General features: G+C 35.4%; 10 protein-coding genes. 3 read left to right on the forward strand and 7 right to left on the reverse strand.

All coding sequences use genetic code 11. From position 1 onward, the window contains the following. Positions 1–62 precede the first annotated feature (62 nt). Positions 63–719, forward strand: coding sequence for a hypothetical protein (locus N9R04_RS00790; RefSeq protein ID WP_262853627.1), 657 nt, complete (start codon positions 63–65; stop codon positions 717–719). A gap of 145 nt (positions 720–864) precedes the next feature. On the opposite strand, the gene N9R04_RS00795 is transcribed toward N9R04_RS00790, so the two are convergent. Then, positions 865–2,775, reverse strand: coding sequence for a DHA2 family efflux MFS transporter permease subunit (locus N9R04_RS00795; protein ID WP_262853628.1), 1,911 nt, complete (start codon positions 2,773–2,775; stop codon positions 865–867). A gap of 12 nt (positions 2,776–2,787) precedes the next feature. Then, positions 2,788–3,435, reverse strand: coding sequence for an HlyD family secretion protein (locus tag N9R04_RS00800; RefSeq protein ID WP_262853630.1), 648 nt, complete (start codon positions 3,433–3,435; stop codon positions 2,788–2,790). A gap of 129 nt (positions 3,436–3,564) precedes the next feature. On the opposite strand from N9R04_RS00800, the gene N9R04_RS00805 reads away from it, so the two are divergent. Then, complete coding sequence (locus N9R04_RS00805; protein WP_262853631.1) at positions 3,565–4,116, forward strand: TetR/AcrR family transcriptional regulator; 552 nt, start codon at positions 3,565–3,567, stop codon at positions 4,114–4,116. Positions 4,117–4,242: 126 nt separating this feature from the next. Here the strand turns inward: N9R04_RS00805 and N9R04_RS00810 are convergent, their stop codons facing one another. The 3 genes from N9R04_RS00810 to tcaA all read right to left on the reverse strand — a co-directional run bounded on the left by N9R04_RS00810 (position 4,243) and on the right by tcaA (position 8,082). After that, entirely contained in the window at positions 4,243–5,175 is a 933-nt protein-coding gene (locus N9R04_RS00810) for an ABC transporter substrate-binding protein (RefSeq protein ID WP_262853633.1), read from the reverse strand. Between the two features lie 120 nt (positions 5,176–5,295). Further along, positions 5,296–6,498 (reverse strand): putative multidrug effflux MFS transporter TcaB, encoded by a 1,203-nt coding sequence (gene tcaB, locus N9R04_RS00815; protein ID WP_262853635.1) that lies wholly within the window; start codon positions 6,496–6,498, stop codon positions 5,296–5,298. A gap of 219 nt (positions 6,499–6,717) precedes the next feature. Further along, a complete protein-coding gene (tcaA, locus tag N9R04_RS00820; RefSeq protein WP_262853636.1) occupies positions 6,718–8,082 on the reverse strand; it encodes a membrane-associated protein TcaA in 1,365 nt (454 codons plus the stop codon). A gap of 731 nt (positions 8,083–8,813) precedes the next feature. Here tcaA and N9R04_RS00825 point away from each other — a divergent pair. Continuing rightward, entirely contained in the window at positions 8,814–11,315 is a 2,502-nt protein-coding gene (locus N9R04_RS00825) for an MMPL family transporter (RefSeq protein ID WP_262853638.1), read from the forward strand. Between the two features lie 216 nt (positions 11,316–11,531). Here N9R04_RS00825 and bioB read toward each other — a convergent pair whose 3' ends face one another. Together bioB and N9R04_RS00835 are read right to left on the reverse strand one after the other, a co-directional pair. After that, the gene (bioB, locus tag N9R04_RS00830; RefSeq protein WP_262853640.1) at positions 11,532–12,533 is read right to left on the reverse strand and encodes a biotin synthase BioB; all 1,002 of its coding nucleotides are present in this window, start codon (positions 12,531–12,533) and stop codon (positions 11,532–11,534) included. A gap of 434 nt (positions 12,534–12,967) precedes the next feature. Further along, positions 12,968–13,936: a YdcF family protein gene (locus tag N9R04_RS00835; RefSeq protein WP_262853642.1), complete on the reverse strand. Its 969-nt coding sequence runs from the start codon at positions 13,934–13,936 to the stop codon at positions 12,968–12,970. Positions 13,937–14,016 lie beyond the last annotated feature (80 nt).

The raw sequence follows: 14,016 nt of genomic DNA on the forward strand, positions 1-14,016 counted from the left end.
ACAAACCGTAGATAGAAATCATCTTATACACATTATTAGCTATAAATTGAGAGGAGCTTAAAATGGATAACCGTCAAGCATATCATCAAAATTTTGAACGCACACTATCTCAAGAGGAATTACATAGAGGGCATCGCATAGGTAAGAAACGCCGATCATGGGTAAGCCTTATCATTCACATTATCGTTCTCGTCCTAACAGCTATTTCAGGATATAGCATATTCAAGGAACCACTATTTAACTTACAATTCTTACATAAACCCGTAAACTTTGGTCAACTTTCCGAGTTTAAAGATAACTTACATAATATAAGTCAAATGGATGAGCTCAAAAACTTACCTATTAACTTGAATAATCTTGAGGAATTTCAAACAAATTTAAATCATTTAATTACTTTATTCTATGTATTCTTTGCTCTATGCGCAATAAGCTTGATTCTGACATTATTTACTATTGCTTTTAATCGTACTATATTGAAGATTCTTAACTTTATACTCGTAGCAGCTATGCTTGTTATGACTTTTGGATTCTCTTATTTAGTGGACGATGTAGCTTCACAAATAGCTAAGAAATTTAGTTCAGCTTACTTAAGTGTTAAACCAGATCAAATCCTAACACAGGCAGATGCTGTCCATAATGCACTCATACTATTAGGATGCAGCTTAGCTTTAATCTTTATCAGTTTCTTCTTCAGAAATAAACGTCGAAAAGTATTTTAATATTTAAATAATATGAGCCATGAAACATATTAATTATATAGTCTACACCTTACTTAAAAAAACACCTCAAAAGCATGGAACCAAATCCACTTTTGAGGTGTACTTTTTTATTAATATTCAATTCAATAATGTGAGAGGTAGAACTTTAATTCTCCTTAGAAACATAGTGATCTTTACCTTTTAAGAATAAGCTTAGAATAAAGGCGATTAAACTAATAATTGTTGCCACTATAAATGCACTATTTACACCATTAATAGATGCGAGTTGTTGAACAAACTGAAGAATTTGTTGCGTGCCCATATCTTTATCGCCCATCTGAGTTGCTAACTGTTGTAACGTATCTTTGATATACGGGTTAGTCTTATCTAAATCTTGACTATATGAAGCAATATGTTGAGTCGTTTGCGTAGACATTACTGTCACGAGTAATGCCGTTCCGATAGACCCAGCAAGTTGACGCAAAGTATTTGATAGAGCGTTACCGTGCGGGATAAGACGTTGTGGTAAAGCATTGATACTAGCAGTCATAATCGGCATCATGATGAAACTCATACCAAAGGAACGAATGATATAGATTAACATGATATGACCATAAGTTGTATTCATGTTAAGTTTCGTTAGTTCCCATGTTGCATACGTCATGATACCTGTACCGATAATAGCTAAAGGCTTTATACCAATTGTATCGAGTAGTTTACCAGCAATCGGTCCCATCACTCCCATGATAAGTGCACCTGGAAGTAAGAGTAAACCGGATTGAACAGGTGTGAAATCTCTTAAGTTCTGTAGGTAAAGTGGTAAGAGAATCATTCCGCCAAATAAGCTCATCATAACGATCATGTTGATTACAGTAGGAAGTGTGAAACCGGAGTATTTAAGAACTTCCATATTTAACATTGGTACGCGCATCGTAATTTCTCTAATGAAGAACGCAATAATAAAGATAACACCAATAACAAGGGAAATAACTACTTGAGGCGAACTCCAAGTATTATTGCCCGCTTCACTGAAGCCATACAATAGTGCTCCAAAGCCAATAGTACTGAAGATGATACCAAGGATATCTGCTTTAGGATTAGTCGTTTGTTGATACACTTTAAACCATAAAAATGCTATTCCTAAAGAGATCAATCCTATAATGAACATACCGTAGAACATCACGTTCCAATGATAATTTTCCACAATATAACCCGATAAAGTTGGACCTATGGCAGGTGCTACGATCATAGCGATACCTAGGACACCCATAGCAGCACCGCGTTTATGAGGTGGGAAAATTGTCATAAAGACGTTCGTACCTAATGGCATGAGCACACCAGCACCTATAGCTTGGAAGACACGTCCAACCATCATAATCGTAAATGAGCCGGATAATCCACAGATAAGTGATCCTAAAGTAAAGAGTGACATGGCTATGAGGAATAGCTTGCGATAGGAATATTTATTGAATAAGAACGCACTGACAGGGATCAATATACCGTTAACTAACATAAAGCCTGTCATGAGCCATTGTCCTGTATTAGCTGAAATATTAAAATCAGTATTTATCTTCGGTAGTGCTACGTTGAGTAACGTTTGGTTAAGAATAGCAATGAACATACCGAAGACCATAGCCACAAGGACTTTACCTTGTGAAGCACCTTTACCAAACATAAACGAATTATTTTTTTCTTTTAATTTCTCATTAACGATGGCTTCTTCTGAATTTGGATTGATCGCTTCGTGATTATCATCTTCAGAAGAAGACGTGTCATTTAAGTCTTTATCTGTCTTTTCGTCAGTAGACTTGTCTTCAGTGTAATTAGAAGATCTGTGCTCCTCAGTGTCTGTTTCGACTGATGATGATTGACGATCCTCTTCGTCAGATGAGCGCGTTGATTCATCATCTCTTATACTAAATTTAGATTGATATGATTCCTCAGAAGAACCAGTTTGATGCTTAGATTGTTCCAGTTGCTGCTTCTGCTTACTTTTCTTTTTAACTACTATTAGGTTAATGAGAGCAAGCAGAATGACCGCGATAACAACATATATAATAATGAAGGCCGTAGTCATACAAAGACCCCCTTAATTTTTATGGATTTTAACTTCTGCGTTCATTCCTGGAACAATGTTACTAGATGGTTTAGAATCTAATTTAATCTTAACTGGTACAACTTGAGATACTTTAGTGTAGTTGCCATCACTATTTGATGAAGGCATCATAGAGAAGCTTGAAGCTGTCGCTTTACCTACTTGATCTACTTTACCTTTCACATTAGCTTTCTCACCATCAATAGAAACATCTACATCTTTACCTTCTTCTACATCTTTAATATCTTTTTCGTCTACGTTGGCTGTTACATATAAATCATCTAAATTATAAGCATATGCGATAGGTGAACCAGCTTGAGCCATTGCACCTTTCATTGAATCAGTCTTCACTATTGTGCCGTCTTGAGGCATTTTGATATCCACGTTGTGAGACTGGCCGTTGTCACCTTTAGCAGCAATTGATGCTACTTTATCGCCTTTTTTGAGATTATCATTCTCTTTTGCATCAAATGATTTAATTTCACCAGAAGCTGGCGCTGCTATTTTAATTTGTTGACCATCAACTTTGGCATTGTCAGTACTTACGTAGCTCGTTGCTTGATGGTAGAAGTGGAAACCGACGATACCAATAATGACAAGCACTACGATAGTAATGACATTGATTAATACCAATTTCTTCATATTACTTCCTCCTATTTGCTTTTAAAATTCACATTGTATATTATAGATAGATGTATATCGAAAAAACACCGACAACTTATCTAAATGTGTCGGATTTTAATAAAGTCATGTCTATATATAGGTGATAATGTGAAACAAAAAGCAAAAGAAAAAATTATACATCATACAGTATTACTTCTTGAAGAATATCCTTTTGAAAATATTACAACTAAAATGATATGTGCTTATAGCGGAGTTAATCGTTCCACTTTTTACGATTACTTTTTTGATAAATATGATCTATTACACTCTATACAAAGTTATCATCTAGATAAGTATAAAAAATTACTAAATGCCCTCTATGGGGCTGTAGCTGAAACAAAGACAAACAAAACTTGCATCTTCAAATTTTTTAATATATTACTCCGTTACATTCGACGCAATTTTAAGTTCTTTCATGCTATTCTTATCAAATTCCCTAATCGCTCATTATTTCAAGAGTACATCGCTGTAACACGTGAAACTTATAATCTAATATTAGAAAATTATTCAAACAGTGTTGTTAATAAAAAGTATTTCGTGACTTATTCTTTAGGTGGACAAATGGGGATTATCTATTTTTGGATAAGAGAGAATTGTATTGAGCCACCTGAGCAATTAGCTCAAATACTCCTAGCGAATACATTAAAGCTACAACACTAAATCTTTTATTCACGGTATAACTACAACCTATATGAATAGAGCGGGACAGAAATCTAATTTGAATAAAAAGATTTCTGTCCCGCTCCCGTCTCAGTAATCCGCTCTATTTAATTTATATTTACAATGTTAATGGTTTAACATTTTATCTTTTAATTCATCTACCATTTGTTTGGCTGAAAGCACTCCGCCTGAAGTATTCCACACGTCATCATTCACTTTAAACACATGTCCTTCTTTAGAAGCTTTGAGTTTCTTAAATTGTGGCGCTTCGATCCATTCTTTTTCTAATTGAGAAACCTCTTTCTTTCCATCTTGATAAGTAAAGTAGAATAGATAGTCGCCATCCATTGCTTTAATTCTTTCTTTCGTTAAGCCTTTTTCTACAAAGTCATCTTTGTCTTGACCCTCAGGGCGCTTAATACCAAGTTGCTTTAAGATTTGTCCGCTGAATGTTCTTTGGTGATATATACGTACATCGCCTGGCATGAAACGCACCATCGAAACAGTTTGGTTCTTCTTATCGCCTAATTCTTTGCTAGCCTTTTTAACATGATTATCGTAATCTTTTAGTACTTCGTTTCCTTTCTCCTCTTTATTAATTGCTTTAGCATAGAGTTTAAAGTTCTCTTTCCAATCTCCACGTAACTCTTTAGAATAAACGGTTGGAGCGATTTTAGATAATTTCTTATATTGTGCTTCATGTCTAAATTTATTGCCGATGATAAGATCTGGTTTCAATTTAGAGATTTTCTCTAAATTGACATTAAGTTCATCTCCGACTGGTTTAATTCCTTCAAACTTATCTTTCAAATGAGGATACCAAGGGTCACCATTTGAAGAGTTAACAGCACCTACAGGTTTAACCCCCATAGCTACTAATGCCTCAGTTCCTTCATGTGTTAAGACGACAATTCGCTTAGGATGAGTAGGCACTTTAGTCATCCCCATCGCGTGTTTCACTTCATGCTTGTTGCTGTCACTAGCTTTATCTTTTCTATGTGAACCACAAGCCGAAAGTAATAACACCAATACAATGACAATCGGTAATATTTTTTTCATAACCTTCCCTCTTTCTGCTCAAGCGCACTTTAATTGATACTCATTCTCAATTATATCCGAGGGACTTCTATTGTCAACCAATATTTTTAAAATTTTAACAATAACTAACTGAATATTAAATTATTCTTTGCTACTGTTAAAAGTCTTATTGTAGATAAAGAGTAAGATCAGCAAAATTATACCGGTAATGATAATGATGAGAACATAGGGTTCAATATGCGTATCTCCACGTATCCCAACAAGTGGCGTCACTATACCACCAAATAAATATTGCACTAAACCAATAAGGCTTGATGCACTACCTCGCCCCTTGGTCGTTTCTGACATAGCAATGGAAAATGATAGAGTCGCAATGGCAGGTACTGGGGATACCAGTATCGCAAAACTCATTATGAGTAACAGAACGTGCCAATGTAAGAGGAGAATCAAACTCACACAGAGAATGCCAATCATCTGCATACTTATCATTAACCTTAAAAGCGTAGACTCACTATACGATTCAACCATCTTCTGAGTAACTTGACTCATACCAATTAATGTTAAACCGACAAATGCAAAGGCTAAACTAAACTGAAAAGCAGATAAATGATATATTTCTTGGGTAATGAATGACGATGCTGAAATATAGCTAAATAGTATTACAAAAGCAAATCCTTGTATCAGCATTGGAATGAGAAATTGAGGTTTAATAAGTAAAGATTTAAAGTTTCTAAAGATGGAGCCGAGTGCAAGAACTTCTCTTTGATTAGATGATAAAGTTTCTTCTATCTTAACTAAACTTCCTACAAATAAGCTTAAACCAAAGACAGTGAGAACGATAAACACCATCTGCCAATGTGAGATCGTAATGATAATGCCTCCTATGGCAGGTGCTATTACTGGAGCAATCCCATTTACCAACATTAACATTGCCATAAATTGAGTGAGCGCTTTACCTTGGTACATATCACTAGCTATTGATCTTGACAGTACGGCTCCTGCTCCCCCACAAAAGCCTTGAATAAATCTGAGAATGATCATCACCCAAATATGTGGAGCAAATATAATTCCTATACTCGCGATTGTAAACATTAACATAGCTATAAGTAACGGTTTAACACGTCCATATGTATCTGATAAAGGCCCTGTAAATAAATTGCCAACCGCAAGACCAACCATGAAGAGCCCCAAAGTAAGCTGTGTATGACTTGTCGTTGTATCAAAGTCACGTTTGACTTCAGGTAACCCTGGTAGAAACATATCAATCGACATAGCTCCTATAGCTGTAAGCGCCCCTAATATAATGATAGAAACAAGGCGAATAGATTGTGTTTGATTTTCCATATGAACTCCTTTCCACAGTGAAATATTTATTTTAATGCTACCTAAGTAGCGCTGAAACATCAACATTAAGTATGAGTTGATACTAAAAAAGTGAGACTCAATTCAAGCTAGTATGTCTGCTAGGTTTGAGTCTCACTTCTTCACAATAAATTTCCAGAGTTCATTTAACTATTCACTTTAATTGTTGTCTTTAATTAGTGTAGGGTTAAAAGGCAGCACTTAGTCTGAACTACTTACTATCTTTAAATCTTCCCCCTCATTATTACCTTCTAATTCATAATCCACTTTGCCATAACTACCGTCAGATTTATATTGATTCGTTGTGACGTAAAAGGTCTTTCCTTGCTTTATGACATCTAACACTTGAGGTGTGGCTGAATGCGTATATGATTTTCGATTTACTTCATTCCGCGTTGATTTGTAGTTTGTAGTATCCTTTTTTAAATAATTTGAAACTAAGCCGAAATCATTTTGTAAGGTTGCTGAATTTAAGGCATTCGCGTAGTTGAAGAAAAAGTTAGTGAGTTTGTCTTTAAAGCTGCTCTCTTCTTTTTCTTTCTTTTCTACATATTTATTGATGTCATCTTCGTCAAACTTCAATGTCACGTTCGTCAAATCACGCATATTATCTGTTTTAACTTGAGTTGATGTGGATTTGAATGTCTTCTTCTTAACAGCACCTTCAGCTGAAACTGTAACTTCCTTAGTCTTAGGATATGGACCATATGCCTGTCCTTTTTTATAGTCATAAGTATGATCATTAATGTGAATGCGGATAGAGTTATGATCTAAATCCTTCGCGCCTTCAATTTTAGGCTCAATGTATGCTTCGTTAAAATCTTCATTAACATTCACAGTTTCTGAATTGCTATCTTTGAAATTAAATTTGAGTTCTCCGGTAAACTGCCCGGTGTTTGTTTCTCTCTTCGCATCGATCGAATAATTCCCCGGGATGAATTTACCGAGAGAGGTAGCTTTATCTTTATCAGCTTCTACCGTTTTTTGCTTATCATTAGATTTAAATTTATAAGTGGCATCCATCTTCGGTTTAACTATCGCCTCTTTGGATGGCGCAGTAAAGTTCATATTGTCAAAGAATAGATAACGTCTACCGTTTTTAGTGATTTGTAACAGGTTATCACCATTGCGCGATTTAACTGTATCTCTTACTCCATTACTATCATGATTTAATTGGTCTATCTTTTGATTCACCGCTTCTTTAAAACGTTTCATCCCTATTTCATTTTTTACATATTTTATGTAAGTCTCAGCCTGGTACCCGTCCACTTTATTATCCTTAGTACTTAATATGGTGGAAAGTTTTTGTGTATCATCATTTTCCATCGCATTGATAAGCAAGTTACTTTGAGCTTCAGGAGAGTTAAAGTTTCTAAGTAATATGAATAGTATTATTAAAAGTACGATGATGAAAAATGCAATGCCCCAGGGCACGATCTTACGCACCTTAATATTCGCTCTCTTACGCGATTCTACACGTGAAGCGCGTGTTATATCATAGTCGCAATGTGGACAACGTTCTTCGTCTGTCTGACAGTGCTTTCCACAATTCGGACATTGTCGCATTTAATCACCTCTACTTCTTCCGAACACATGTCATTTCGTTATTTTAACATATAAAGTATTTAGACTTCACGAAATAATTTAAAGCTGCGATATCTTATTAATGTTAATTAATTTTATGATTTATACTAGAAGGTTGAATGAGATATAAATATAGAAATGAATTTTACTTCTCTTAATTATCGCTACTACCCTTATTGACTATATACTTTATTATATTTAGCCTAATTTCTTTTAATAAATAAAAGTGATTATATACACCTACTCCGCTACTACATTAGCTAACACTGTCATTATTAGAATCATTATGAGCAGTGTATTAAGAAATGAAGACCATTTTAGAGAACAGTTCAATAAACGCTCTAGACTTTTTTACTTCCTTTATTAGTTATTATAGTTATTCTTCCACTAAATTGATATACGTATTTGGACCTAGATCAATACTTCTTAACTATTGAGGTTACAACATAAATATTCACAATTTCTTCCTCTTATGTAAGCCACCTACTTGAAGCTGGGACATAATGGTCTTTGACTAGAGAGAAAGAGGGAGCGGGACAGAAATCTAATTTGACTAAAAAGATTTCTGTCCCGCTCCCACTTACTTACCAACTCCTTTTAAAAACTTATACTACAACGATTAACTCTATATAAAATTTTTCCCATAACTAGTTGACTCATATCAACTAAGAGAGTATATTTTAATATGTCATTAAAATTCTAAGGAGGGTAATATGAGGACAATACTGAAATTCAGATGGCTTATTTCAATTGTCGTAATCATTGCGGTCGCATGTACTTTAATCTTTGCTCCTAATTTATCTAAACTAGCAAGTGACCAAGGTAATATCGTTCCACCAAAAGATACTACCTCTCAGCAATACAACGAAAAGCTAAAAGATGTAGGGGCTGATTCTAAAAGTATCAGTGCAGTTATTCAACTCAATGATAAACTTGATAATTCAAGTAAGAAAGACATCAAATCATATATAAATAAAATTGAAAAAATTAAAGGCGTAAAGGATACAATTTCTCCTTTCGAAAATAAAGATGTAGAGGATAAACTGGTTTCAAAAGATAAGAAGTCAGTCATGATCCCTATAGAAACCAAAGATAATAGAAGTAAAACACTTGATGCCGCTGACGACATCAAGCATTTAGATAACAACTTTAAAGGGACTTACGTTACTGGAAATGACGTTATCTTCGACGATATTAATAAAAGTGTTGACGATGGACTGAAGACGACTGAAATTGTAACATTTATTCTCATTCTAGTTATCTTAGTCGTAGTCTTCCGTTCCGTAGTAACTCCATTCATACCGTTAGTATTAATCGGATTATCCTACGCATTCTCACAAGGGGTTCTAGCTTTACTTGTGAAGTATGCAGACTTCCCGGTATCAATCTATATTCAGCCATTCCTAGTGGCCTTACTCTTTGGTATAGGAACCGATTACTGCATTCTGTTACTCAATCGATACAAGGAAGAGCTCGGTAAAGACCAATCAAACTTTAATGCAGTCTATCATACTTTTAAAAACGGCGGACGCACCATACTCATTTGTGCCGTTACAGTACTAGTAGGCTTTGCAGCATTATTCTTTGTGAAGTTCGAACTCTTCAGATCAGCAGTAGGTATCGCAGTTGGGGTACTCTGTATGATGATCGTACTCTTTACTTTGTTCCCAACTCTATTAGTCTTACTTGGTGACAAAGCCTTTTGGCCAAGTAAACAAGCTAGCTCTCATAAGGATAGTGGTATTTGGGGTAAATTTGGTCAATTCACTACTACTAAACCATTTTTAGCTCTGGTAATTGTATTAATTATCATGGTACCTATCATTATGTTTACGCCTAACAATATCACTTACGATAATACTAATGAGATAAGTGACGACTATGATTCTATTAAGGCGATTAACATCATTAAAGATAAGTTCTCAGAGGGTCAAGCTTTTCCAGTTCAAATAGCGATTAAAGATGATCATAAACTAACAACCAATAAAGGTATTAACGACTTAGAAGCGCTTGCTCAATCACTTGAGAAAGTCAAAGGTGTAGATAAGGTTAATACTATCACCCGCCCTACAGGAGAACCGATCAAACAGTTTAAAGCAACCTATCAACTCAATGAGATGCAGAAAAAAATCACTAGTGCAAATCAAGGCTTAGGACAAGTTAATGATGGCTTGGGAGATATGAATTCTCAAGTTTCACCACTAACAGATAGCAGTAAAGTTCAAGGCCTCATGCAACAAGGCAGTCAAGCTCCCGAACAAGCTAATCAAAAAGTAACACAGCAAGCTGGCCAAATGTCAGATGGACTCAAGCGTTCTCAAAACGGTATATCACAAGTCCAAGATGGTCAGAAGAAATTACAACAACGCTTGAAAGATATGTCAAAAGCTGACAGTATAAATAAATCTGGCATGTATATTACCGATGACATGTTGAAAAACAAAAAAGTGAAAGACGCTATTGACCAATACAGCGATGGCAAAGGTAAAGTCGTGCTACTCAATGTCGAATTGTCAGACGATCCATTTTCTAAGAAAGCGATGAATACAGTCGATTCGATCCATCACACTGTAAATAATCAAGTCAAAGATACAGCATTCAAAGATAGCACAGTAGAATACGGCGGTAAATCCTCTGAAAACAATGATTTACAAACAACGATAGATAATGATATGACTAAAGCGATTGTGCTCATTACTATCTTCTTATTCATCGTCTTACTCATCTTTGAACGTTCAATTATCATGCCGCTGTATATGATAACGTCTATATTAATTACGTATTATGCTTCTGTAGGCATTTCAAACCTCATCTTTGATAACGTATTAGGTATGGGCGGTCTGTTGCTCGTAGTGCCGTTCTTTAGCTTTGTAGTACTTATGGCTTTAGGCGTAGATTACGCCATCTTCTTGGTTAACCGATTTGGTGAAGAGGTTAAAGGCGGTAAAGATATTAATTCAGCATTACTTACAGCCATGCGTAAGATGGGTATCGTCATTATGACAGCATGTGTCATTCTCATCGGTACTGTGGCAGCATTGTATACTTCAGGTGCGATGACACTCATGGAAATTGCAACTGTAGTTATACTAGGCCTAATCATTTACAATATCTTTATGTTGCCGCTCTTTATACCAGCCGTAGCCAAATCATTTGGCAAAGGTAATTGGTGGCCGTTTAAATCACCTTTTGATAAAAATAATACTCATCATTGATACTAATGTTTAAGCAATAAAGATATTTATTAACTAAATGATAAACGATCCCCTTTAAAGCAATGAGAGCTTTAAAGGGGGTTGCTATATCTAGTGAATCCTTTGCTGTCGTTAGTCCTTTACTTGAACATCTATAACAAACTAGAAAAGCACTCAGATCTTCGTTAGCTTACACGAATCATCTGAGTGCTTTTAATAATGATCTATTCTATGATTTTAAACTGTAAGGTTTTCCTTAACAGGCGTCGGCGCAGAATTATCTCTATCTATTTCGAATCCTAAATCCTCTATCATCTTAAAGTCTAACTGATTCGGCTGTCCTCCAGTAATTAAGTAATCGCCAACAAATATGGAGTTAGCAGCTTTTAAGGCTAAAGGTTGTAACGAGCGTAAGTTAACTTCACGCCCTCCTGCTATACGTATTTCCTTCGATGGATTAATTAGCCTAAATAACGCAATAATACGCAAGCATTTCATAGGAGTTAACTCATCCATATCACCAAACTTCGTGCCTTTAATTGGATGGAGGAAATTGATCGGTATGCTATCCGCATCCATTTCTTTTAGCGCAAAGGCCATATCTAAAATATCCTGGTTTGATTCACCCATGCCGCAAATAACGCCTGAACAAGGTGAAATATTATTCTCCTTCATAATCTCTATCGTATTCGTTCTATCTTTATAAGTATGAGTGGAAACGACATTACCATGATAATTCTCGCTCGTGTTAATATTGTGGTTGTAACGATCCACACCTGCATCTTTAAGCTGCTTAGCTTGTTCCTCATTAGCTAGACCAAGACAAGCACAAATGCGCAATTGTGGGTGTTTAGCTTTGATTTGTTCTACAGTTTCACTTATATGAGTAACCTCTTTATTACTCGGCCCACGTCCACTCATGACGATACAATATGTTCCAATGTTATGTTCACTCGCTACATCGGCTCCATCCATAATTTCTTGTTGAGAAATAAGGCTGTAGCGTGTTTTTTGTTTCATTTCACGAGATTGTCCACAATAACCGCAGTCCTCAGGACAAATACCACTTTTCGCATTAAGAATCATATTAAGTTTTACTTTTTTCCCATAATAGTGCTTTCTTAATTTATAAGCTTCATTAAGTAATAATAATGTATCTATTGAATCATCTTCATAAATATTCAGGAAGTCCGCTTTAGAAATTTCTTCCCCTTGCAATATTCTTTCAGCTAGTTCCATTAAAAAAACTCCTCATCCTTGTTTTTATAATTACCCGTTTATAACATAAGCCTACCTCTTCATCATAGCGTTTTCGCCTCACAATGTAAACTTAATATATAAATATATTTACATTGTAGACAAGAGAGAAGCCGGGACAAAAGCATTTAGGATTTGAGCAAAACCGAACGATGAGTAAAATTGTATTCCAAATTTAGTCGACTCGTTGTCTCTGTCGACAATCCTACTATTGGAACGCCCTTAATCGGTTTCCCAGAGTCCAGCCACTTTATGTCTAAAGCTCTAAGAGAGCCATATGTGAGCACATTGGGGCATGGGATACTGTAGTTATAGAATATTACAAGCTGACTAAGAACTACGAACTATTCCAAGTAACGAAGCAGAATATGCTTACCTTTTAAAAATAAATGTTTTCTAATGTACATTAAAAATAGTTAAGGAATCAACCACATCGTTAGTAGAGTACTAAAAAATAATAGCGCAAAATATATAGTTAATAATAGACGGTATTGATACATCAAAGCGAGAAAATCACGCTCCATCATCACATGTAAAAAGGTTAAGGGCGAGCTACTACCCAATCCTTCCATCTTCAGACCGAACTTTTGACCAAATCTAAGCGCGCGCAAGATGTGGAAATGACTTGTAATACATACTATCGTGCTCGATAACATCTGATTATCCTTTAATACTTTATATGATTGTTCTATGTTTTGGAAAGTACTTGTAGATTGTGTTTCCATTATAATAACTGTATCAGGTACACCATTTTTCACTAAGTACCGCTTCATAGCTAACGCTTCTGAAATGGGTTCATCCGCCCCTTGGCCACCGCTGACTATAATGCTTGCCCTGGGATGTTTACTCCATACTTGAATAACCTTATCTAACCTAGAAGCCAGCATAGGAGTTACCTCTTCTGTGAATATACCCGCGCCTAACACTAAGAATATTTCAGGTTCCACTAGTAACTGTCTCTTACTATAAAAAGCAGCAGTAAAGGTGACGTAACAGTTAAATGTATATAGTGTACTTAACCCAATCAACGATAACCACATAAATATAACGTTCAGACCTATAGGCAACAAGCTGATGTATAATGTGGAAAGGGTGAATAATACCGCCCACCCGACAATGCGATAGAGTCGTTTAACGAACTTAAGGCCGACATCACTAGTTAAGAGGTAAAGATACCTTAAATGTAATAGCACCGTTTGCAGTAGTAATAACACCAGAAAGTCAATCGGCCAAGTCTTTGTCGCCAGATGATAGAAGATAATACAGAAGCCAATAACAACTTGGAAGATATAAATATTGATCGTTATCAATTTAGAAAAATGACAATAAATTCCTAAAAATAGGATCAAGTTGAGCAAACATAGAATGGTGGTTAACAATGTCATGACAACACCTCAATCATTATAGTCAAATTGATAGGAAACTTCTTTTGAGTTATTCGTTCGTAATTATAATAACGAAACTT

It is taken from the genome of Staphylococcus marylandisciuri (genome assembly GCF_025519785.1).
Lineage (GTDB): Bacteria > Bacillota > Bacilli > Staphylococcales > Staphylococcaceae > Staphylococcus > Staphylococcus marylandisciuri.